Raw genomic sequence first — 23100 nt, 5'->3', positions numbered from 1 at the left:
ACATTGTATGAAAATCTGTTTGTTCAATAACCATCGCCTGGGTGTCGTAGAGGGTAACGAAGTATTGGACGTCTCAAGCGTCCTACCACTTATCGGTACCGCGGAATATCCCTACCCTCACGGAGATCAACTGATTGCTTGCCTACCAGAATTAATGCCTGCCATAGCTGATGCCCTACAATTCGCTCGGCGTTATCCTCTCAGTAAGGTGACATTGCGCCCTCCGGTTGCCAATCCAGGCAAGGTTATCGCGGCCCCTGTCAACTACCAAGCCCACCTAGATGAGGCAATTAAGGATACAGCTACCTTCTCCCGCGCACATGTGCGGAAGATACAGGAGACAGGACTGTTTCTTAAAGCTACCAGCTCAGTGGTCGGCTCCGATGATCCTGTATGCATCGGACTTCCGGATCGCCGAACTGACCATGAAATTGAATTGGTTGCCATCATTGGTAAGCGTGCCAAGAACGTTTTAGCCAAGGATGCGCTCTCCTACGTGGCCGGATACAGCATCGGCCTGGATATTACCATTCGTGGGCCAGAGGAGCGCAGCCTGCGTAAGTCTCTAGATTCCTACACAGTGCTGGGCCCCTGGCTGGTGACCGCCGATGAGATAGAAAACCCTCATGCATTAGCCATGACCCTTGATGTGAATGGTGAAGTGCGACAAAGCGCCAATACCAAAGATCTGATCATGGACGTAGCCGAACTTATAGAGTTCGCCTCCAAATTCTACACCCTCGAGCCTGGTGATCTGTTGTATACCGGAACACCAGAGGGGGTGGGGCCTATCCGGCCTGGTGACACCATTAATTGTGAGATTGAGCGTATTGGTAATATCAGTGTGAACGTGGAGGCATCATGAGCACTCAGCAGCCTATTCTTATTATCGGTGGCGGGATTGGTGGCCTTGCATCGGCACTGGCCTTGTCTCGCCTCGGCATCCCAACATTGGTTATTGAGCAGTCCGATGAGTTTCGTGAAGTGGGGGCTGGTATCCAAGTAGGACCGAATGGCTTCCGCGCCCTTGATCGCCTAGGGGTATTGGCGCAGGCACGTGAACTGGCGGTGTTGCCAGATGAGTTGATCATGATGGACAGCGTCAATGCCACGCCGGTCGTTGAGATCCCGGCGGGTGACTCATTCATCAAACGCTTTCAGTACCCCTATGCACTGATCCATCGTGCCGACTTGCACAACGTACTGCTCGACGCGTGTCGTGCATCGAGCAAGATAGCGTTTAGAACCTCTACTAGGGTCACCTCCTTTTCAGAGGCCGATGGCGAGATGAGTGTCACAACAGATCAGGGAGAGATAATCTCAGGAAGTGCTTTGATAGGGGCCGATGGCCTATGGTCTAAGGTTCGCGAGAGCATTATCGGCGATGGCGCTCCGAGGGTTTCCGGCCATATTGCCTATCGTGCGGTACTGCCTATCGAGGAAGTGCCAGAAGCCTATCGCCGTAATGCCATGATTCTGTGGGGCGGCCCCAAAAATCACCTCGTACAGTATCCGTTACGTGGAGGAAAGCTCTTCAACCTGGTTGCCGTGTTCCATAGCGACCGCTATGTGGAAGGCTGGAATACAGAGGGCGATCCTGAGGAGCTCAAGCGTCGTTTCGCTGGAACCTGCGATACGGTTCAAGAACTGTTAGCCAAGATTGATAGCTGGCGTATGTGGGTGCTGTGCGATAGAGAGCCTGTGAAAGAGTGGAGCCGTGGCCGTGCCACCCTGGTCGGAGACGCTGCTCACCCAATGTTGCAATACCTTGCCCAAGGCGCCTGCATGGCTATGGAGGATGCTGTTGTGCTAGCCGATGAGGTTGCCCACTGCAGTAACGATATTGCCAGTGCCTTTCAGGCGTACCAGCAGCGGCGCTACCTGCGCACCGGACGCTGTCAGATCATGGCCCGCGTTCACGGTGAGTTCTACCACGCGACGGGGGTTACGGCTGAACTGCGCAATGCCATGCTCGCTTCGCGGACGCCAGAGCAGTCTTATGAAGGACTGTCTTGGCTATATGACGAGGATATTTGACGCACCCCTAGATATAAGTAATTTCTAACAAAAAAGTAACCGCTGTTTACAACTCTTGCAAATTACCATGCCCATAAGATTTCAGAATTTCGCTTTTAACTTATGATTTTATAAGAGCACAACTAATTTGCAGTGAGTAAGAAAAAAACTCTAAAAACAAGGTGAATACAATGACAAACATGCTAAGCACTACAACTCGCTATCTTTGCGCAATTCCGTTAGGCCTAGCGTTAATTGCCAGCGCACAAGTCGAGGCCAAAGAGCTACGCCTGGGATTAATTACCCCACCTCAGCATATTTTGAATCAAACCGCCCAACGCCTAGCCGACACAGTGGCAGAGCGAAGTGATGGTGAGTTAACCATTACCATTTTCCCCTCCGGCCAGTTAGGTGATGAATCGGCCATGTTCACCCAAATGGAGACCGGACTGCTAGACATAGGGCTTATGACCGCTGCAGCTACCAGCCAGCGTGAACCAGCTTTCGTCGGTTGGTTCACTCCCTTCCTCTTTTCCAGCGTAGAGGAGGCGGCCAAGGCCACCGAGACAGACGCTGCTCAGCAGATGCTGGAGAACCTGGAGAGCAAAGGTCTGCACGCATTCGGCTATACCTTTGCGGGCATGCGCCATATTCTTATGCGCGAAAGCGCTGTTAACAGCGCTAAGGATGTTAGCGGCAAAAACATCCGCATTATTCCGTTCGCAGCGATGAATACCTGGTGGCGAGCCGTTGAGGCTCGGCCCACCCCTACAAGTTTACCGGATGTTTACCAAGGCCTCCAAAACGGTATGCTGGATGGTGTGGATATTGACCTCGATGCCTTAGTAGGTTCGGGCTTTTATGAAGTAGCGGAGCATCTAACACTGACTAGCCATATGGCGTTTCCTGAGGTAGCCATAATGGGCCAAGCATCCCGCGCTTCACTTAGCGATGCAGAACGCCAGCTAATTGATACCGCCATGGCTGAGGCACTTGCCTGGGGTACTGAGACGGAAATTGCAGCAGAAGCGAGCAACCGCACCTTGCTCGAAGACCGCATTAATGTGTATACGCTAGAAAGCGCTGAAGACACTTTCAGCACGGCGAACCAAGCGTTCGCTGAGCGCTTTGGCGATCATCCGCTTATCCAAGCATTCCAGCAACAGTCCACCGAACTCCTTAACGCTGAATAAAACGCGTCGGGGCGCTTCTGCGCCCCGAACCAAAGAGGCGTACCCAAGATGTATTTTCCCCAAGACACCTGGCTAACCAAGGCGAGCCGACAGCTAGCCAGGGCTGAACAGCTGCTCTGCAACGTACTGATAATAGCTTTTAGCGCGTTGCTTATTGCTAATGTTTTCGCACGATACGTACTCAACAGCCCACTTTTTTTTGCCAATGAGCTAGCCGTCTATATTCTGATTTGGATGGCGTTTCTCGCCATCTCTATCGCCATACATAACGACCAGCACGTACGTTTGACCATGCTGATTGCGATACTGCCTAAAGCGGCTCAGCGCGTTTGCTATTGGCTTACCGAGCTGATCTGCCTGGCGATAATGGTTACTGTCCTGTGGTACGCCATCGCTTGGCTGCGGTCACCTTCGATCCACTACGATATCGCTATTACGCTCGATTGGCCCAAGTGGCACTTCTATCTCATCGTGCCGCTTTTCTGCGTCACATCGATTTTTCACCTCATCGCTAGGCTTTTTGATCGCTCGCGAGCGGGTTTTGTCCTAGCCAACGACGAGGAATGACCCAATGACGCTTGCGGCTTTTATTGTGTTAATGCTGCTTGGAATGCCAATTGCCTTTGTCCTCCTGGCTTCAACACTTACCTTCGTGATCACTTCCGGCAACTACCGTCTATTTGAAAACCTACCCCAGGTTATTTTTGGCTCGCTAGAGGTATTTGATCTGCTGGCGATTCCCTTATTTATCCTGTTGGGCGAAATCATGAATGAGGGTGGTATTACACGTCGCATTATCACTGCCACACGTGCCTGGTTTGCGTGGATTCCTCACAGCATTGCCTATGTATCCCTCACCTCGAACTTGATGCTTGCCTCTATTATGGGTTCAGCGACGGCACAGATCGCTATTATGAGCCGAGTAATGACTCCCGAATTGGAGCGTGATGGTTACAACAAGGGGTTCGCCGCGGCGTTGACGGCAGGTGCTGGCCTGCTGGGGCCGATTATTCCACCGTCAATGGTGTTTATTATCTATGGTGTCATTGCTCAAGTGTCGATTGGTGCCATGTTCATGGGTGGTATTCTTCCTGGGCTACTGCTGTTTATACTGATCAGCGGCTTAATCGCGATCATGGCGCGTCGCGCGCGTAAGAAAGGAAGCGTTGATCAGGAACGCACACCTCTATGGCGTGCGACTCGTGGCGCACTGCTCACACTTAGCATTCCCATCGTCATTGTGGGCGGTATCGCATTTGGCATAGTGACGCCTACTGAATCCGCGGCGGCTGCGACGCTAATGGCGGTGGTGATAGGCGCCCTCTTCTTTCAAGAGCTTAAATGGGGGCAATTACCTGGCGTTTTGAGCCGAACAGCGCGCAATACCGCCATTGTGCTATTTCTGATTGTCGCTGCGAAAGCCTTTGGTTGGGTACTGGTGTACAACCAGATACCTCAACAGGTAGCCGGACTAATGCAAGGCACCACCGAAAGCCCGCTGGTATTTATGCTTCTGGTGTTTGTGATGCTGATGGTAGTAGGCATGGTGCTTGATGGGATCGCCGCGTTGATCATTCTAGTGCCAATTTTGCTCCCGGTGGCGCAGCAAAGTTATGGGATTGATCCTGTCCACTTTGGCATCGTCACCTGTATGACACTAAGCCTGGGACTGTTAACGCCCCCGGTGGGTGCAGGGCTCTATGTTGCCTCCGCTATCAGCAACGTTAGCTTGCCCCGCATTACGAAGTGGATCTTGCCTTTCATAATAGCGGCTTGCCTCGTCATTTTGGCGGTCATCTTTAATCCCTGGCTCGTTAACGTTTTCCGTTAACTCTAGCCGCTACCTCCGGCTTACTCTTTATCGATGTGGGGCACTGGCTAGTATCATGCTGGCCAGTGCTCCCATCCAGTGCCTATTACAGAAACTTCTGCTATGGTCACAGCGTATTTTATCCTTTATAAGACCCGACATGACCCGTTCACCCCTATCTGAAGCTTTTGAATTACCTGGCAATCTTTTAAGACGCTGCCACCAAATTAGCGTGGCTATTTTTCTGCGCAAGTGCGAGGCGTTCAACCTTACCCAACTGCAATATATAATCCTCTCTGCGCTTGAAGAGATGGGAGCCAGTGACCAAATCACCCTAGGTGGCTATACGGCGTTGGATCGCAATACCATCGCGGTCGTGGTTCGGAAATTAGAGGAGCGCGGTCTCATTACCCGGCACCGTAACCCTGAAGATCGTCGTTCGATGGTGGTGAAGCTCACCAAGGAAGGAGAGGCGTTACGAGAAGCCGTAGAGCCTGCTGTTGAAGAGGTTCAAAGTGATATCCTGGCGCCGCTTAACGCCGAGGAGCAACAGATGCTGCTTTCTCTACTGCAAAAGATCGCTAACGATAATAATCATTTAAGCCGTGTGCCCGTGCGCTTAAACGAAAGATAGCACTGTCAACAACTTCACGAAGTTTCATGGTATTTAAGCAAAAAAGCCCAAGCGATCACTTGGGCAATGAGAACAGAATGAGAGTAAAACGTTAAGTATTAACGGCTACTCAAGCGACTCATAGGGCAAACCGACATAATTTTCGGCGATGGTGGTCATGCCTGCTTTGGAGCTGGTTACGTAGTCCAGCTCGGCCAACTGCATGCGGCTGTTGAAATCTTCCTCATCAGAGAAATTGTGCAGCATGGAGGTCATCCACCAGGAGAAGCGCTCCGCCTTCCAGATACGCTTCAAGCACGTTTGCGAATAGCGCTCGATCAAATCCGTGCGGCCTTCCTGGTAGACCTTCACCATTAGCCGATAGAGCGTATTGACGTCGCTGGCGGCCAGGTTAAGCCCTTTAGCACCGGTGGGCGGTACAATATGCGCCGCATCGCCGACCAGGAACAGCCGCCCGTACTGCATTGGTTCGACCACATAGCTGCGCAGCGGTGCGATGCTCTTCTCGATGGAAGGCCCGGTGACAAGCTTGGCGGCCACCTCGTCTGGCAGGCGGCGTTTGAGCTCTTCCCAAAAACGCTCGTCCGACCAATCTTCTACCTTTTCATCCAGCGGTACTTGAAGGTAGTAACGGCTGCGGGTGGCGGAGCGCATGCTACACAGACTGAAACCACGCTCGTGGCTTGCGTAAATCAACTCATCAGAGACCGGAGGAGTATCCGAGAGCATCCCCAGCCAGCCAAACGGATAAACTTTTTCAAACTCTTTGATGCGGTCTTGAGGAATCGTCTGGCGGGAGACGCCATGATAGCCATCACACCCGGCGATGTAGTCGCAGTCGAGCCTAACCGTTTCACCACTGTGTTCAAAGGTGAGATAGGGGCTGTCACTCTCCAGGTCGTGGGGCTGAACGTTTTCTGCTTCATAAAGCGTTGTCGCGCCAGCGGCGGCGCGTGCCTCCATCAGATCCCGCGTCACTTCGGTTTGGCCGTATACCATGACTTTGCTGCCGCCGGTCAGTTCATCCAGTGCGACCCGCACGCGGCGGTTGTCGAACACAAGCTCAAAACCGTCATGGGGTAGGCCTTCTTTATCCATGCGCTGGTCAACACCCGCTTCGCGCAGCAGGTCTACCATGCCCTGTTCCAGCACACCGGCGCGGATACGGCTCAATACATACTCACCGCTGCGCCGCTCAACAATCACATTATCAATGCCTTGACGATGCAGCAGCTGTCCCAGCAATAGGCCTGAAGGCCCTGCGCCAATAATCGCGACCTGTGTCTTCATAGGGATGCCTCATCATTGTCATTATCTAAAACTTATGACTTGTATTTTTCAATGAAACACGCCGCATAATAAGGCATGATCTAGATCAATTATTGGACATTTAGCGTGTTATTACCCAACCTTAGTCGTAGAGGAGATATAGATGATGACAGCCTCGTCGGCAACCTCCGTTCCGGTATTTAAGCTCTATGGCGAGACGCAGCACTGGCCCACGCCCGACTTGCTCCACTGTGAGTCCATCCCCGAGCGCAGTCGTCTGCACGACTGGCGTATCCGGCCGCACCGCCATGCCGACCTCGTGCATATTCTGTTTATTTCTCACGGTAGCGTTGAGTTAGAGCTGGAGGGAACAAGCCACCAGCTGCAAAGCGCCAGCGCTATCGTGGTGCCCGCAATGGCTATTCACGGCTTTCTCTTTTCACCGGATGTGGAAGGACACATTATTACTCTGGCCAAGCCGCTGGCCGACCACTTACATGCACTAATGGGTGAGAGCAGTACGCTAAAAAAAGCCGACTTCTACTCTCTACCCCAGGCAACTCAGGCTGAACGAATTGCCACGCTGGTGGCTCAGATCGACCAGGAGTACCGCCAACCCGCCCCCGGACGCAACAGCCTGCTCGAAGCGCTTATCCAAGCCTTGGTGGTAGAGCTATCGCGTCTTAATACCGCTGGGCATCCAGCAAAACGTTATGGCCCCCGCCAAAGTGACAAGGGGCGGCAGCATATAGAGCACTATCAAGCGCTGGTCGAAGCGCACTATCGCGAACAACCTAGTATTGAGGCGTTAGCCGAGCAGGTAGGGGTGAGTAGCGCGCACTTGAATATGCTGTGTCGACAAATCGCCGGTCGCAGCGCCCTGCAATTGCTGCATGAACGCCTACTACTAGAAGCCAAGCGCCAGCTCACCTATACCAATATGACCATTGGCCAAGTCTCTGACAGCTTAGGCTTCTCTGAACCGGCTTACTTCACGCGCTTTTTTAAGCGTAATACAGCGCTTTCGCCGCGTGAATTTCGGCTGCGTCAAACGGTGGCGGTTAACGAGATCACTAAATAGGATAATGCCTTGGCCCTAGCTGCATCGTCATCCAGCGTAACTCTGTGAACTCTTCGATGCCTGCCTTACCGCCAAAGCGTCCGTAGCCGCTGGATTTCACTCCGCCGAAGGGCATTTGCGGTTCATCGTGTACCGTGGGCGCATTGATATGGCAGATACCCGTTTGTAAGCGCCCTGCCACTTTCATGGCGCGTGCGCTATCGCGGCTGAACACCGCTGATGAGAGGCCGTACTCGCTATCGTTAGCGATGCGCACTGCCTCTTCTTCACCATCAACACGGATCACTGCGACGACCGGGCCAAACGACTCTTCGCTATATAGCCGCATAGCACTGGTCACACCATCGATGACCGTGGCCTGCATCACCACGCCCTCGGCTTTACCACCCGCGGCTAAGTGCGCGCCTTGAGTGACTGCGTCATCGATGAGGCTATTTAGTTTTTCACCTGACTGCGCGTTGATTAAAGTGCCCAGGCTGTTGCTTTCATCACGTGGGTCGCCTGCTTTTAGCGCCTGAGCCCGCGCGGCAAACTTCTCCACAAAAGTATCCGCCACTTGGTTATCAACAATAACCCGCTCGGTGGACATGCAGATCTGGCCTTGGTTAAAGAACGCGCCAAAGATTGCCGCGTCCACGGCAGCGTCTATGTCGGCATCATCCAATACCAAAAACGGTGCCTTGCCACCCAGCTCAAGCAGCACGGGCTTTAAATACTTGGCCGCTTGCTCGGCAATGATTTTTCCAACGCCCGTGGAGCCAGTGAAGTTAATCCGCCGCACAGCAGGATGGGCAATTAACGCGCTTACCACGTCAGCGGCATCTTCAGGCGCGTTGGTAATCACGTTGACGATGCCCTCGCCCAACCCCGCTGCTTGCAGCACTTCACCAATTAAATGGTGTGTCGCTGGGCACTGCTCAGAAGCCTTCAAGATCACGCTATTACCACACGCTAAGGGCGTAGCAATGGCTCGCGTACCCAGAATAATCGGCGCATTCCAGGGCGCAACACCCACGACGACGCCACACGGGATGCGCACGCCCATGGCTATGCTGTCAGGCACGTTAGAGGGGATGATATCGCCCTGGATCTGGGTGGTTAACGCCGCCGCCTCACGCAGCACATCAGCCGCCACTTTAACGTTAAAACCTGCCCAGCCAAGGGTAGCGCCAGTCTCTTCTACCATCCGATCAATGAAATCCGCTTGGCGCTGCTCCATTAGTTCGGCGGCTTTCAGCAGCTTGGCGCGCCGCTCCCCAGGGCCCGTTTGTGACCATGCCTCAAACGCCTGGCCTGCGGCGTCGGCGGCCGCGTTAGCGTCACCGACACTTGCCGCCGCAGCAGTGGTCACCACTTCACCGCTTAACGGATTCGCACGGGTAAAGGTGGCTGTATGCTCGGCAGGGGTAGATTGGCCCGCTAACATTAGCTGAGTGGTGAACATGTCATAAGCTCCTGTAGTTGTGGTTGTGATCGCGCTGGCTTGAATAGAGGCAAGCGTACTTGCCGCTAGAGTAGAAACAGCGTGCTTAAAATGGAGAAAGCAATTAATAACGCCAGCCGTATCAGGTCGGAGACGACAAAAGGCGCCACCCCTTTAAATATCTCCCCCAGCCCCACGTGCGGTGCCATCGCTTTAATCACGAACACGTTCATCCCCACCGGCGGGGTCATCAGCCCCAGTTCAACGGTCAGTACGGTCAAAATACCGAACCATACCGGGTCGATACCCATCGCCTGAATAATCGGATAAACCACCGGTACGGTGATTACTAGCATGGCGATGGAGTCCATAAACATACCCAGCACAAAGTAGAGCGCCAGAATGCACAGCACCACGACGATAGGGGTTAGATCCATGCCGTAGAGCAGATCAGTAATCGAAAATGAAATACGCGACACCGAGATGAAGTAACCGAGCGTCTCAGCTCCCACCAGCATAAAGAAAACCACCGCAGACAGCGCCAAAGTCTCTTGTACGCTGTGCCATAGCTGCGCACCGCGCATGCCTTTCACTAGGGCGTAAAGCAGCGTGGCGAACGCACCGACGCTAGCGCCCTCCGTCGGTGTAAAGGCACCAAAATAGATACCTAAAATCATCACCAGAAAAACGCCAAAGAAGGGCACTAAGCCGGTTAGCGAGAGCAGTTTCTCTTTCCAAGCAGTGGGTTCACCCGCCACGGCAAGGGAAGGGCGCAGGTACATGACTACTGTAATGGTCAGTGAATACATCACCAGCCCCAGCAGACCGGGAATCAGCCCTGCCATGAACATATCGCCAACGGACTGTTCGGTAAGAATGGCGTAGATAAGCAGCGCGATACTGGGCGGAATCATAATACCCAGCGTGCCGCCTGCAGCCAGCGCGCCGGTCGCTAAGCCACGGTTATAGCCATAGCGCTCCATCTCCGGCAATGCCACCCGGGTCATGGTGCTCGCCGTGGCTAACGAAGAGCCGGAGATAGCGGAGAAGATACCGCAAGAGCCCACGGCCGCAATCGCCAGGCCGCCCTTCCAGCCACCGCAAATCACCCGGGTTGAATCAAATAGTTTACCGGCCATCCCCGAATGAGCAGCCAGCACACCCATTAAGATAAACATGGGCACGGCGCTGAAGCTGTAGTTGGAAAGTACCTCTACCGGGACGGTTTTTAACTGAGCGACAGCTGCGTCCCAGCTAATGATCTGGGCAAAGCCCACCACCCCCACGATCAGCATCGTGAGAGCAACCGGCACGCGCAGAATCATCAATACCAATAAAAGCCCTAACCCAATGGCACCAATCGCTTCACTCCCCATGAGCTGCCTCCTCACCTGCGGCATAAATCATGCCCAGCAACGCATGAATAAAACTACGCAGCCCGAGCAGCAAGCTGAGCACCGCTGCCAACTGGAAAATGGGGCCCATCGGCAGGCGCAGGTCTTGGGTTATTTCGCCGTGCCGACTGGCCGCTGCGGCCGAATCCAGCAAGCCCACAAATAGAATGAGCCCCAGCGCCATAAAGCCGAGGAAAAAGAACCCTTGCAAGCGATTTTTTATCGCTTGCGGCAAGCCGTGAGAGAACGCCTCTACCACCACTTGGCTTTTCTCCACATTAGCGGCCATGGCGGCTAATAGCGCAAACAGCATCAAATAGCTGACCAGCTCTACGCTGCCAGAAACGCGCAGTGCAATCGCACCTTCCGTTACACGCGATAGATAACGCGTACTTACATCGGCAATGGTCACTGCCAGCAGCCCAATCAGTGCGATGCCAGCCACCAAGCGACAAATGAGGGCCAGCCAGTGGCTGGCCCTGTAGAGAGTAGACTTCATAAAACCTTACCCCTATTGGGTACCACAAGACTCACTGGCTGCCAGTGCTGCTTGATATACATCTCGAACCTGATCCAGACCGCGCTCTTCCAACTGCGTTAGGTAGTTCTCAATGCCCGTTTCTAGCGGTTCCTGCCAGTCAGGATGCTCTAGCGGATTGGCGATTTCACGAATGGTATGGCCAGCGTCGGCCGCCTCTTGTTTACCTTCCACATCTAGGCGATCAAACACCGCACCGGCGTTTTCAGCCCATTTCATGCCTGAGTTATTATCGATCACCGCCTGCTGTTCGGGCGTCAAATTATCGTACGAACGCTGATTCATGGTGGCGACAAAGATCAACGTGTAAAACGGTACTTCAGTGTGGTAGCTCACCAACTCGTTAATGCGGAAGCCTTTTAAACCTTCCCAAGGAAAGCTCAAGCCATCAATCACGCCGCGCTGCATGGAGGTATAGATGTCTGGCGCTGGCATACCCACCGGGCTTGCACCCATATTTTCCAGCATCTCACCCGCCACAGCGGTGGGGCGGCGTATACGCAGCCCTTCCAGGTCGGCAGGCGTTTGCACATCGGTGTCGATGGTGTGGATGCCACCGGGGCCCGTGGTAAACATAAACAGCGGGCGGGTGTCTGCGTATTCGCTGTCCAAATGGCCGTCATCATAGAGCGTTTGCAGTACGCAAGCACCTTGCGTTGCCGTACTCGCTACCCCAGGTAGTTCAACGATCTGTGAGAGGGGGAAGCGACCGGCAGTATAGCCCTGGGCGGTGGCGCCAATATCGGCTATACCGTTGGCAGCGGCTTCATAAATGGAATCCGGTTTGGCTAGGGTACCGGCGGGAAACATTTGAATGGTTAGTTCACCATTGGATTCTTCTTCAATGGTATCAGCCCACGCCTGCAACACATCTTGGTTAACGCCTGAAGGGCCAGGCCAAAAGTGCGCCATACGCAGCGTAGTTTCTGCCTGGGCAGAGCTAACGGCAAGGCCAGCAATCGCTGCCGCCAACACACAACGGGATAGGGACATTTTCATAGGAACCTCCAGGACTTTCTTGGATTATTGTAAGTTCGTATAGCGAATACTAGTTCGCTTTAAGCATTCACATTAATTCACTATGAGGCGTAGGGCTAATCGACATTCGTCTATGTTCAGGCTATGTCGCCCGGTCTTTTCAGCTTCCTGCCTCGCATCACCAGTGTTGCTGCTTTCACGCCGTCTCCAAAAGGTACAATGACGGGTAAAAGTTGGATTTTTACAAGATCAATGCCCGACCAAGGTCGAACCCAAACAAAAAAAGCGCTGCTTACGGATAAGCAACGCTTTTCAGTTTTATTTACAAACTTTGCAGACGAGGGGCTAGAAATCAAAAAACACCGTCTCGCCTTCGCCTTGCAGGCGGATATCCAAGCGATAACGCACTTTGCCATCAGCTTCTTCCCGCTTGGCAATCAGGGTTTGCCGACGCGCCGGAGACTCGATACGTGATAGCACCGGGCACTGCGCATTCACTTCAGCCTCATCATCAAAATAGAGCCGCGTTTGCAGGTGGATGTTCACTCCACGGGCAAACAGCGTCAGGTTAATATGCGGTGCCATTAACTGCCCGCTAGGGTGCTCCACCGCGCCGGGCTTGATGGTGGTTAACGACCACTCGCTACCATGATCAAATGTGGTGGCGGTACGCCCAAAGCTGTTGAACGGCTTGCTGAGGTCGTAATCGGCTTGATAGTGGCCGTTGGCATCAGCTTGCCACGCCTCGACAAACGTATCGCGCACCAGATCACCGTTGCCGTCGATGACGGTACCGACCACTTCGATATGCTCACCCTCAGCATTGGGTTTGGCCATCTCGTTCCAGATCTCTTCCTCACGGACGGGGTTGCCTGCCGCTGCGAGTGCAAGACCAATATGCACGTAGGGGCCAGCGGTTTGCGAGGCAGTTTCACGCAGCATCAGCGCGCTGGTCGGCTGGCTGTTGGGCTGAATAGAAGGCTGTTTCATGATGTATCCTCGCCCTTATTGGTTTTCAAAGTAGGTTTGCAGCTCGCCGCGCACCACAATGTCAAAGCGATAGGCTAGGCAATCCATTGGCTTGCTGTGGGCCATATCCAACCGTCCGATCATAGTTTCAACGGCGTCAGGGTCCTTCAGCGTATGCACAATCGGGCAGAGAGGAATCAGCGGATCGCCCTCAAAATACATCTGGGTAATCAACCGAGTAGAGATTGAAGGGCCGGTGACTGATACGTGGATATGCGCGGGTCGCCAGCTATTCATGTCGTTGGGCCATGGGTAAGGACCAGGCTTGATGGTACGGAAACGGTAAAAGCCTTGGTCATCGGTCAAACAGCGACCTACACCGCCAAAGTTAGGATCCAGCGGTGCCAGACACTTATCGTTTTTGTGGCGGTAGCGACCACCGGCATTGGCCTGCCACATTTCCACCAGCGTGTGCGGTACTGGCTTACTGAACTGGTCGACAACTCGGCCAAACATGATGATCCGTTCACCTTGCGGCAACCCCTGACCTTGGCTGAAATTCATCAGTAGGTCGTTGTCATGCGGCCCCATGCGCAGATGACTAAAATTGGGACCAGTCAACTCAGATACGGTCGGCTGCTGCATGCTCACTAGCGCTTGCTGCGGCGAGCGTGCCACCGAAGTTTTGTAGCCCGGCGCGTAGGCAGGCGGGTGCCAGTTGCGGTCACGGGTCACAAAGCGGTTATGATTATTTTGCATGGCAAAATGCTCTTTATGGCTACAGGGGCAGAGGGGCATTGCCCCTTTACACTTTTACTCGCAAAGTGTGACCTGCGGCTCAGCCCTTGCCAATTGAAGAGTCATCTTCGCCCATAACTCATAGGTTATGGCTTTTGCGACCTTGGTTGAATGCGCTCAGCTGCCACCTGGCGTAGGGTTTCGCAAAACGCTTCACGGGGCAGCGACGTTTCCATGCTCGCATTCGTACAAATGCCCACCGAACCACCATGGGCTTCAAACGGCAGCGCGACCTTCACCAACTGACCTTTTTCCAATTCTTCGGCCACCGCTTCCCGGGGGGCTATCCAGAGCGCATCACTCTCCAGAGTGTAGCGATAGCTAACGGGCAGCGAGAGAGTTTCCAGCAGCCGCGGCGGCAGCTTAATGGCATGGCGCACGCAGAAACTGTCCACCTGCTGTCGCAGCGTGGTCTGCGGCGGCGGTAGCGCCCAGGGATAGGCAACCAGTTGATCCGCCGTGACCGGCGTGACGTGGGCAAGCGGGTGCTCTTTTCGCGCGACGATAACCAAAGGCTCATAATAGAGGTGTTCAAAGTAGAGGTCGCCAATCTCTCGCGCCTCGGTCATCCGCCCAACCACCATATCCAGCTCGCCCAGGCGCAGGCGCGACAGTAAATAGGCGCTGGCCCCGGTCACCACCGATACACTGGTATCGCCCTGGCCCGGCGGCGCGGCGGTATGCCAGCGCTGTATCGCCACTGGCAACAGGCGGCTCTCAACAGTGGAAAGCGCCCCGACGCGCAGCCAACGCCCGCCCCGGTGGGCATCGCCAATAGCGCTGACGCCTTCATCCAGCGCCCGTATGGCAGGGCCTGCATGTCGGAGCAGCGTCAACCCCGCTTGGGTAAGCGACACGCCTTGCGACGTGCGTTCGAAAAGCGGCGCTTCAAGAATCTCCTCAAGCTCGCGTATTGCCTTGGAAATGCCCGGTTGAGTAATCGCCAGCGCCTCGGCAGCACGCGCAAAGCTGCGCCGCTTGGCCACTTCGAGAAACGCCATCAAGTGACGTAGTTTGATTCGAGCGTTCAGCATGGCGTTCTATATCAGCGAAAAAAGATGCCCTACTTTCGCCGATTAGCGCAAACAATGAAAACGCTAAATTGACGCGAGTACGGTAAGCCGTGTGTCAGCCTGCACGCAGCTGGATATAACCAAGCTGCAAGCAAGGAGTAGCTCTTTTGCGATAGAGCGTTTCATCACTTAACCCTCTTGTTGTCTTTGTTGAGGGGTACAGCACCATCACACTGCTTTTGGCTATGCCGGGGTGTTGGCACTTCGATCAGCAATGGCTCACTCACTTTGCAAATGCATTGTTCTTAAAAAAAACAACCGCTCATGGAGCCACTAATCTACTCACCCCAGCCCAACTCCTTAGCGAGGGCAAAGGCGTGATTGGCGGCCGGAACGCCACCGTAAATCGCCACGTGCATCAGTACCTGGCGCAGTTCAGCTTCTGTCAGCCCAATCCGCTTAGCCGTTTTTAGGTGCAGCGTTAACTCTTCACGGCCAAGCGCGGCGAGAATACCGGTGGTAATCATGCTGCGCTCGCGGCGGGTTAGGTCGTCATTGGTCCAAAGCTCGCCCCAGGCCAGGCGGGTAATCATCTGCTGGAAGGGGGCGTCCAGGCTGTTGGCGTTGGCGGTAGAGCGCGCTACATGCTCGTCTCCCAGTACCTGCTTGCGGGTCTCCAGGCCTGTGGCGTAAGCCACGCCGTGGTTCGCCACGTCGCCCAAATCGGCGGCGAGCACCGTGAGTAACTTTTGTGCGAAGTGCGCCGGGGCTTCTACCGAGGGCACGTGGCCCACGCCGTCAAAAATCTCCAGTGGGACGCCGCCGAGTTCCTCAGACAGCGCTTCCAGCGTCGCGGGCGGGGTGGCCATATCTTCGCTGCCGCCAAATAGCTGCATTTCTACGTGCTTCGACGCCAACTTACCGGCAAACGTATCGCGGCCAAGCATTTCGCACAGCTGAGCGTAGGACTCATCGTCGCCACGGCCCATTTGTACGCACCATCCCGCTTGCAGCGCCGGGCTTGCCTCAAAGGCCTTTGGTGCAAACCAGCGCGGCACGATCTCTTCAGACATCGCCGCCAAGCCTTCCTGCCGCACGCGGCCTGCGCGGGTATTCCATAAGTCCGGGTTGCCGATCACTGCGCCGGTGTTGGTCAGCGTCGCAGTAAGCAGGCGGTCAGGGTGCGCCGCAATCAACTGCTGGCCGACCACGCCACCAATTGAGGTACCGGCGAAGTGAAAGCGCTCAGCGCCAGCAATATCTGCCAGCGCCAACGCTTCAGTGGCCAGGTCAGCGGGCGTAATCTGCTCACCGCTGACCGCTTGGCTTGCGCCGTGGCCGGGTAGATCCCAGGTCAGCACTCGGTAGCGGGGCAGCAGCGCGGGGATCACGTCGTCCCATACCGCTTGGCTCATGCCCAGCGGATGCGCCAGCACGATAAGTGGATTCACTTCCGAGCCGAGCAATCGGTAAGCGACGCTGCGGCCATTGATGCTATGAAATGCCATGATGGTCTCCGTTAAACGCGTTCAATCAGCGTGGCGATACCCTGCCCCACACCTACACACATGGTACACAGTGCGTAGCGCTTGCCGCTGTTTTGCAACTCATGGGCGGCGGTCAGCAACAGGCGGGCACCGGACATACCCAGCGGGTGCCCCAGCGCAATCGCGCCGCCGTTCGGGTTGACGCGTGGGTCGTCGTCGGCCAGGCCGAGGTCGCGCATACACGCTAACGCTTGGGCGGCAAATGCCTCGTTGAACTCAAACACATCGATATCGTCCATGGCAATACCGGTGCGCTTCAGCAGTTTCTGCACTGCCGGTACCGGCCCGTAGCCCATGATGCGCGGCTCGACGCCTGCCGTGGCCATACCAATAATTTTCGCCATCGGCTTAAGACCGTGCTGTTTGACCGCCGCTTCGCTGGCCACCAGCATGGCTGCCGCGCCGTCGTTGACACCGGAGGCGTTACCCGCCGTGACGCTGCCACCTTCACGAAAAGGCGTCGGTAGGCCTGCGAGCTTCTCCAGCGTGGTTTCCCGCAGATGCTCGTCCTGGTCAAAGATCAGCGGTGCCTGCTTGCGTCGCGGGATTTCGATGGCGGTGATTTCCTGGGCAAAGCGCCCGGCCTTTTGGGCGGCAGCGGCCTTCTGCTGAGAGCGCAGGGCAAAGGCGTCCTGATCTTCGCGAGAGATATTGAACTGCTCGGCGACGTTCTCTGCGGTCTCCGGCATGGAATCGACCCCAAACGCTTTCTTCATCAGCGGGTTGACCAAGCGCCAGCCAATGGTGGTGTCTTCGAGTTTTTGACTACGGGCGAAGGCGCTATCGGCCTTGCCCATCACGTAGGGCGCGCGAGACATGGACTCCACGCCGCCGGCCAACGCCAGCTCCATTTCACCCGCTTTAATGGCGCGAAACGCGGTACCCACCGCGTCCATACCCGAGCCGCACAGGCGGTTCATGGTCGTGCCGGGTACCGAAGTGGGAATGCCCGCCAGCAGCGACGACATGCGCGCCACGTTACGGTTATCTTCCCCGGCCTGATTAGCACAGCCCATGAAGACTTCTTCAATGGCGGCAGGGTCGAGATCCGGCGCTTCTGCCAGTACGGCTTTAAAAATCGTCGCGGCAAAATCATCCGGGCGTACGCTGGCCAGGGTGCCACCAAAACGTCCCACGGCGGTGCGGCGGGGATGACATAGAAAGACGTCTTGCATAACAACATCGCTCATAAATAGCTCCTTTATGCGTCCGCGTGGGCCCGTTCGGTGCGCGCTTTGAGCTCACGCAAAATCGTCAGCTCGTTTTCGCTGGGCTCTGGAGTGCTTTCGAGCTGTTCGGCAAAGCGGATTTCCCAGCCGGTCGCGTCAATAACGTCTTCGCGGGTAACGCCAGGGTGCAGCGATACCACCACCAGCTCCTTGGTCTCCGGATCAGGCTTCATCACGCACAGGTCGGTAATCACCCGGGTGGGGCCTTTGCCGATATTAGGTACGTTATCGCGCCCTTTGCCGTCGCGGCCAAAGCCTAGCGTGGTGACGAAATCGACGTCTTTCACAAAGGCCCGCTTGGAGTGCTTCAAGGTGATAAACACTTCACCGGCATTGGTGGCGATTTCTGGTGCGCCACCGCCGCCCGGCAGGCGTACCTTAGGCGCTTTGTAATCGCCGATCAGCGTGGTGTTAAGGTTAGCAAAGCGGTCGATTTGCGCGGTGCCTAAAAAGCCCACGCTCACTTTGCCGCCCTGTAGCCAGTAGCGGAACATTTCGGGCACTGCCACGGTGGTCAGCGCTGACTCACACAGTTCGCCATCGCCGATGGAGAGCGGCAGCGTATCGGGCTTGGTTTGCAGCGTGCCGGACTCATAAATCAGCACCACATCAGGGGCGTGAGTCAGCCGCGCCAGGTTGGCGGCTTCCGAGGGAAGGCCGATGCCCACAAAGCAGGTCATGCCATTTTCAAGTGCCCGCGCAGCGGTCACCGACATCATTTCAGAAGAGGTATATTCCAGACTCATTAGGCTTTCTCCCCTGCATGATGTTGGGCAACGTTATAGACGTTGTCATCGAGCCACTGGGTGAAGGTGTCGCGGTCGCGAGCAATCGCATCCCACTCTTTATAAAAGCGGTTGCTGCGGCCGTAGTAGCCGTGGGTGTAGGAAGGCAGCGCGCCTTTCTCCGCTACCGCAACGGCGCTGATGGCCCAGCTGGGAATCACGCAGGCGTTGGGGGTAGCCCCCAGGCCATCAACAATCTCTTCCACCGTGACAATACTGTGCTTGGCGGCGAGTACGGCTTCTTTCTGTACGCCAACGATACCCTCTACCAGCACGTTTCCCTGACGATCCGCCCGTTGGGCGTGGATAATTGAGACGTCCGGACGCACCGACGGCACGGCGGCCAAGCGCTCACCGGTGAACGGGCACTCGATGAATTTGATTTGATCGTTGACGCTGGGCAGTTCGCTGCCGATGTAGCCACGAAAAACAGCCAGTGGTAACCCCGCGGCGCCCGCTTCGAAGGCGCAGGCCATGGCAGCGTGGCTATGCTCAAGAATCTCGATCTTGCACGGCCAGCCTTTCTCAACCGCATCACGCAGGCGGTGTAGCGATCCCACACCAGGGTTACCACCCCATGAGAAGATCACTTTTTTAGCACAACCCGCGCCAATCATCTGATCATAGATGATATCGGGGGTCATGCGGATCAGCGTCAGGTCACGTTTTTTCTGACGGATCACTTCGTGACCGGCAGCAAACGGAATCAGGTGGGTAAAACCTTCCATGGCCACGGTGGCGCCGTCTTGGACGTAGCGCGCTACCGCGTCATGCAAGCTGAGAAACTCGGCCATGATGGGTGCCTCTTAGCGGGTCGTTGGCGTATTTGTTAGTGAACTACAGCATATTGTTCGTTGAGCGAACATAGATCCTCTATACGAACAATCTACTGCTGAACATTCATTGGGTCAAACCCAACGGCGTCCACCTCACGGCCTACCGAATCCATCACCCCTTTCACAATCGAACTTAACGCTTTGTTTTTAAATACGCTTATTGGATTTCTAGCCATTTTCTGGCGCGCATGACCTGGGCCGCGCTGCTACCAAGGTATAAAGCGGGGTCGCAGGCATTACGCAGCGCCTCGGGGTCTACGGCCCCTTTCACATCAGGATGATGGGCGAGCACATCAGAATAGGTGCGTGCTTCCCGGCGTGAGGTTTCTGCTGCTTCTGCGCTAACAGCCTTGGCTCTATCCGTGCCTAGCGTAGGCGCCAGTATACGTGCGACGGGCTCCGCCATAATGCCGCCGCCAGTGGCCGACAGATTGCGCCACATGTTGTCGGGGTACACCTCGAGCCCCTCCAGCAGCACGGCCACTTGCTCTAGCGCACCCTCTACCAGCAGAGCGCTTTCCATCAGTGGCGCCCACTCCGCGTGCCACTCCCCCAATCCACGCTCAAGGGGTTGGGCGGCAGCGTTGATCAAAACGCTGGTGTGGCCATGCACTTGCCGCGCCGCGCCGCGAATCAGCGCGCTGCGTACTGGATTACGCTTATGGGGCATGGAGGAGGACTCCCCCATCCCGGGTGCCGAGGGTTCCGCGACTTCGCCGACCTCGGTCTGGGTGAGTAGCGCCACATCCAGGGCGATTTTTTCAGCGGCACCGGCGACCGCGTCTAACCCCGTACCGATGGCATGAATGGGGTAGCGGTCGGTATGCCAAGGCAGCACCGGCACCGCCAAGCCTAACCGCTCGGCCAATGCGTCCATCCACTCAAGCCCAAGGTTATCCCAACCCGAGTGCACGCCCACCGCGCCACCAAACTGAACGGGTAGCTCAACAGCGCTTAAACGGCGGCGCGCCTGCTCCAGGCCAATTGCCCAGAGAGCCACCTTCACCCCAAAAGTAACGGGGAGTGCCTGCTGCATTAACGTTCGACCCACCATGGGCGTATCAGCGTGAGCGTTCATCAACGTGAGCGCCGCTGAACGGCAGCGCACCAACAGTTCATCCAGCGCTGCCAAGCGTGGTTTAAGTAGGAGCATCAGCGCGGAGTCGACGACATCCTGGCTGGTCGCCCCTTGATGCCAGTAACGCTTGATGTCATCGGAAAGCAGCGAGCGGCTCTGCTTTACAAACGGAATCGCCACATTGCCACCGCTGGCGATGCCCGCTGCGATCTCTTCGCTATTGAAAGCCGCATTTTCCAACTGTTCGTGCATTTGCTGGCTAACCCCAGCAGGTACCGCGCCGCTGGTTTCCTGTACCTCGGCCAGGGCTAATTCAAAGGCCAGCATGGCATTCACCATGGCGTCATCGTCACACTCAGCGACGGCGCGCTGGCTCATAAAAGGATGCTTTAAAAATCCAGCAGGCATGGGCGTTACGCCTCCTATTAACGTTGTTCAGAACCAGCAAAACAGTTCATAAAGGCACGACTTAGAACAGAATTGTACATATGTTCGTCATTCGAACCATACGCTAAATAGGCCGGTACTTACGATTGCGACAGCGTGGCGTCAGTGCCCACGTAGCGCAGTACCATCTCGGTAACGTGATCTTCTAGTTTGCGCTGGTTCTCAGGCGCGGCTTGTTGCCAATCAAAAATCCGCGAAAAGGTGTGCTGGTTTGAGACATTGAAAAACGACAGCGCGCTAATCAGCCAGTGCAGTTCCCGAGGATCCAAGCCTTCACGAAAACAACCCTCTTCTACACCGCGGATATAAACGTTGGTGAGTACATCAATCACCCCGGCATTGAGTGATTGAATCAACTCTGACTGCGCTAAAAAGCGGCCATGATGAATATTTTCGATCATTACCAGGCGAATAAAGTCAGGGTTTTTGGCGTGGTGGCAGAAGGTAAAACGCACCAGTCGGCTAAGCGCCTCGAGCGGGGCCAGGTGGTCAAGATCCAGCTCGGCCTCCTGCAGGCGCACTTTCTGGTAGGCGGCTTCCAAGGTGTGTAGGTAGAGCGTCTCTTTATCATTAAAGTAGTAGTAAATCATGCGCTTAGAGGCGCGTGTTTTCTCGGCGATCTCATCGATCCGGGCCCCAGAGAGGCCTTTTTCTGAGAATTCGCGGGTAGCCACCGCAAGAATATCGGCGCGTACGGATTCGGGGTCATTTTTACGCCGTCGCCCCGCGGCAGGGGGACTGGCCTTGGTAGAAGGAGCTGTCATAGAGCATGCCTTTTATTGTCGTGGTCGTCTTTGGTCTAGTATGCCATAGCTTGACTGAACGTACCATTTCGTACATTGTTTATTGTGACAGGATGGAACGGCTAAACACGCCACTGCTTTAGGCTTTTCCAGACCTTATAACAACGGCCCGACAAGAGGACAACAACAATGTCTCTGACCCCTATGTTTACAAGCCCTATGTTTACCAACCCCAAGTTTATGGCCCCAAGGTTTACATTGAAGCAACTGCCTTTGAAACGCGCGCTGACGGCGGCCCTCGCGACGGCAACGCTGGTTGCCGCAGCGAATGCTTCTGCCCAAACGCTACGCTTTGCCCACGTCGACCCCGATGACTGGACCACCTCCAAAAAAGGCGCGGCGGGTCAGGTGTTTAAAAATCTGATAGAAGCCGAAACAGATCTCACCGTAGAGCTCTACCCCGCCGGAGCACTAGGTGGCGAAACCGAGCTGATTGAAGGCGCTCAGGATGGCACTATCAGCATTGCGATGGTCTCCGGCGCCTATGCCAACTTCTGCCCGGCGGTCGCTGTCACGGATATCCCGTACACCTTCCCGTCTGCGCCAGTGGCGTGGCAAGTGATGGATGGCGAGTTTGGTACAGCGTTGGCCGAGCACTGCTTGCAGGAAACCGGCCTACGCACGCTGGCTTACGGCGAAACGGGCTTCCGCCACTTCACCAACTCCGTGCGCCCGATCAACTCGCCTGAGGATATGGAAGGCCTGAAGTTCCGCGTTCAAACCATTCCGCTCTACCTGGAAATGGTTAGCGCTTTGGGTGGCGAGCCCCAGGGTATTGCCTGGGGTGAAGTACCCACAGCGCTGGCTACCGGCGTAGTCGATGGCCAGGAGAACCCGATCTCCGTGATCTACGGCAATAATTTCTATGAGTTTCAGGATTATTTGACCCTGGATCGCCACGTTTACGGCGTCGATCACCTGCTGATTAACGATGAGATCTTTCAGTCGCTAAGCGAGGAAGAGCAAGCTGCCGTTAAGCGTGCCGCCGTGGTTGCGGGTACCACCGGCCGTGCCATTCAGCAGTTCAACTCGGCTGAGGGGATCACCAAACTGGAAGCAGAGGGCATGGAGATCACCCAGCCCACCGCTGAGCAGATGGAGGCCTTCCGCGAAGCCGCCCAGCCGCCGGTTCAGGCGTACCTGACCGAAGAGCTTGGCGATGACGCAGAGTGGATTGAGCGCCTTTCTTCCGCTGTGGAAGAGGCGTCCGCGCGCTTCTAACCCCTGCCTAAACAAAGCGCGTTGCGAGTGGGCCTTAG

The 23100-nt window shown here is 55.5% G+C and carries 22 protein-coding genes; 8 read left to right on the top strand and 14 right to left on the bottom strand.

What is annotated here, in order from left to right:
- Positions 1 to 7 precede the first annotated feature (7 nt).
- The 6 genes from AC4EYZ_RS12550 to AC4EYZ_RS12525 all read left to right on the top strand — a co-directional run bounded on the left by AC4EYZ_RS12550 (position 8) and on the right by AC4EYZ_RS12525 (position 5653).
- A complete protein-coding gene (locus AC4EYZ_RS12550) occupies positions 8 to 865 on the top strand; it encodes a fumarylacetoacetate hydrolase family protein (RefSeq protein ID WP_022521175.1) in 858 nt (285 codons plus the stop codon).
- The gene (locus tag AC4EYZ_RS12545; RefSeq protein ID WP_022521174.1) at positions 862 to 2037 is read left to right on the top strand and encodes a 3-hydroxybenzoate 6-monooxygenase; all 1176 of its coding nucleotides are present in this window, start codon (positions 862 to 864) and stop codon (positions 2035 to 2037) included. The genes AC4EYZ_RS12550 and AC4EYZ_RS12545 overlap by 4 nt, the downstream gene beginning before the upstream one ends.
- 170 nt (positions 2038 to 2207) lie before the next feature.
- The gene (locus tag AC4EYZ_RS12540) at positions 2208 to 3209 is read left to right on the top strand and encodes a TRAP transporter substrate-binding protein (protein ID WP_022521173.1); all 1002 of its coding nucleotides are present in this window, start codon (positions 2208 to 2210) and stop codon (positions 3207 to 3209) included.
- A 48-nt stretch (positions 3210 to 3257) separates the two neighbouring features.
- The gene (locus tag AC4EYZ_RS12535; RefSeq protein WP_022521172.1) at positions 3258 to 3776 is read left to right on the top strand and encodes a TRAP transporter small permease; all 519 of its coding nucleotides are present in this window, start codon (positions 3258 to 3260) and stop codon (positions 3774 to 3776) included.
- Between the two features lie 4 nt (positions 3777 to 3780).
- A complete protein-coding gene (locus AC4EYZ_RS12530) occupies positions 3781 to 5040 on the top strand; it encodes a TRAP transporter large permease (RefSeq protein ID WP_022521171.1) in 1260 nt (419 codons plus the stop codon).
- Positions 5041 to 5179: 139 nt separating this feature from the next.
- On the top strand, positions 5180 to 5653 hold the full coding sequence (locus tag AC4EYZ_RS12525) for a MarR family winged helix-turn-helix transcriptional regulator (protein WP_035538076.1): 474 nt from the start codon (positions 5180 to 5182) through the stop codon (positions 5651 to 5653).
- A gap of 105 nt (positions 5654 to 5758) precedes the next feature.
- On the opposite strand, the gene pobA is transcribed toward AC4EYZ_RS12525, so the two are convergent.
- Positions 5759 to 6943 (bottom strand): 4-hydroxybenzoate 3-monooxygenase, encoded by a 1185-nt coding sequence (gene pobA, locus AC4EYZ_RS12520; protein WP_022521169.1) that lies wholly within the window; start codon positions 6941 to 6943, stop codon positions 5759 to 5761.
- Positions 6944 to 7085: 142 nt separating this feature from the next.
- Between pobA and AC4EYZ_RS12515 the strand changes: the two genes are divergently transcribed.
- A complete protein-coding gene (locus AC4EYZ_RS12515) occupies positions 7086 to 8003 on the top strand; it encodes a helix-turn-helix domain-containing protein (RefSeq protein ID WP_022521168.1) in 918 nt (305 codons plus the stop codon).
- On the opposite strand, the gene AC4EYZ_RS12510 is transcribed toward AC4EYZ_RS12515, so the two are convergent.
- The 13 genes from AC4EYZ_RS12510 to AC4EYZ_RS12450 form a co-directional block, all read right to left on the bottom strand.
- Positions 7996 to 9447, bottom strand: a complete 1452-nt coding sequence (locus tag AC4EYZ_RS12510) for an aldehyde dehydrogenase (RefSeq protein ID WP_022521167.1) — start codon at positions 9445 to 9447, stop codon at positions 7996 to 7998. The two genes, AC4EYZ_RS12515 and AC4EYZ_RS12510, sit on opposite strands and share 8 nt — an antisense overlap.
- 65 nt (positions 9448 to 9512) lie before the next feature.
- The gene (locus tag AC4EYZ_RS12505; protein WP_490204277.1) at positions 9513 to 10802 is read right to left on the bottom strand and encodes a TRAP transporter large permease; all 1290 of its coding nucleotides are present in this window, start codon (positions 10800 to 10802) and stop codon (positions 9513 to 9515) included.
- Positions 10792 to 11319, bottom strand: coding sequence for a TRAP transporter small permease (locus AC4EYZ_RS12500; protein ID WP_022521165.1), 528 nt, complete (start codon positions 11317 to 11319; stop codon positions 10792 to 10794). The genes AC4EYZ_RS12505 and AC4EYZ_RS12500 overlap by 11 nt, the downstream gene beginning before the upstream one ends.
- A 12-nt stretch (positions 11320 to 11331) precedes the next feature.
- The gene (locus AC4EYZ_RS12495) at positions 11332 to 12357 is read right to left on the bottom strand and encodes a TRAP transporter substrate-binding protein (protein ID WP_022521164.1); all 1026 of its coding nucleotides are present in this window, start codon (positions 12355 to 12357) and stop codon (positions 11332 to 11334) included.
- A 324-nt stretch (positions 12358 to 12681) separates the two neighbouring features.
- Positions 12682 to 13326 (bottom strand): protocatechuate 3,4-dioxygenase subunit alpha, encoded by a 645-nt coding sequence (pcaG, locus tag AC4EYZ_RS12490; protein WP_022521163.1) that lies wholly within the window; start codon positions 13324 to 13326, stop codon positions 12682 to 12684.
- A 15-nt stretch (positions 13327 to 13341) separates the two neighbouring features.
- Complete coding sequence (pcaH, locus tag AC4EYZ_RS12485) at positions 13342 to 14064, bottom strand: protocatechuate 3,4-dioxygenase subunit beta (protein WP_022521162.1); 723 nt, start codon at positions 14062 to 14064, stop codon at positions 13342 to 13344.
- A gap of 125 nt (positions 14065 to 14189) precedes the next feature.
- Positions 14190 to 15137 (bottom strand): pca operon transcription factor PcaQ, encoded by a 948-nt coding sequence (gene pcaQ / locus AC4EYZ_RS12480; protein ID WP_022521161.1) that lies wholly within the window; start codon positions 15135 to 15137, stop codon positions 14190 to 14192.
- Positions 15138 to 15454: 317 nt separating this feature from the next.
- Positions 15455 to 16624 (bottom strand): bifunctional 3-oxoadipate enol-lactonase/4-carboxymuconolactone decarboxylase PcaDC, encoded by a 1170-nt coding sequence (pcaDC, locus tag AC4EYZ_RS12475; RefSeq protein ID WP_022521160.1) that lies wholly within the window; start codon positions 16622 to 16624, stop codon positions 15455 to 15457.
- A gap of 11 nt (positions 16625 to 16635) precedes the next feature.
- Positions 16636 to 17838 carry a 3-oxoadipyl-CoA thiolase gene (pcaF, locus tag AC4EYZ_RS12470; RefSeq protein WP_053857155.1) on the bottom strand — a complete coding sequence of 401 codons (1203 nt, stop codon included), beginning with the start codon at positions 17836 to 17838 and terminating at the stop codon, positions 16636 to 16638.
- Between the two features lie 26 nt (positions 17839 to 17864).
- Positions 17865 to 18638, bottom strand: coding sequence for a CoA-transferase subunit beta (locus tag AC4EYZ_RS12465; protein WP_022521158.1), 774 nt, complete (start codon positions 18636 to 18638; stop codon positions 17865 to 17867).
- Positions 18638 to 19471 (bottom strand): CoA transferase subunit A, encoded by an 834-nt coding sequence (locus AC4EYZ_RS12460; protein ID WP_022521157.1) that lies wholly within the window; start codon positions 19469 to 19471, stop codon positions 18638 to 18640. The genes AC4EYZ_RS12465 and AC4EYZ_RS12460 overlap by 1 nt, the downstream gene beginning before the upstream one ends.
- Before the next feature lie 199 nt (positions 19472 to 19670).
- A complete protein-coding gene (locus AC4EYZ_RS12455) occupies positions 19671 to 20969 on the bottom strand; it encodes a class-II fumarase/aspartase family protein (protein ID WP_490204276.1) in 1299 nt (432 codons plus the stop codon).
- A gap of 149 nt (positions 20970 to 21118) precedes the next feature.
- Entirely contained in the window at positions 21119 to 21802 is a 684-nt protein-coding gene (locus AC4EYZ_RS12450) for a TetR/AcrR family transcriptional regulator (protein ID WP_022521154.1), read from the bottom strand.
- Positions 21803 to 21970: 168 nt separating this feature from the next.
- On the opposite strand from AC4EYZ_RS12450, the gene AC4EYZ_RS12445 reads away from it, so the two are divergent.
- The gene (locus AC4EYZ_RS12445) at positions 21971 to 23062 is read left to right on the top strand and encodes a DctP family TRAP transporter solute-binding subunit (protein ID WP_022521153.1); all 1092 of its coding nucleotides are present in this window, start codon (positions 21971 to 21973) and stop codon (positions 23060 to 23062) included.
- Positions 23063 to 23100: the final 38 nt, after the last annotated feature.

It is taken from the genome of Vreelandella sp. 162(4c) (assembly GCF_058152265.1).
Note: the sequence above shows the minus strand (reverse complement) of the source record. Positions and strands in the feature narration are given on the sequence as shown.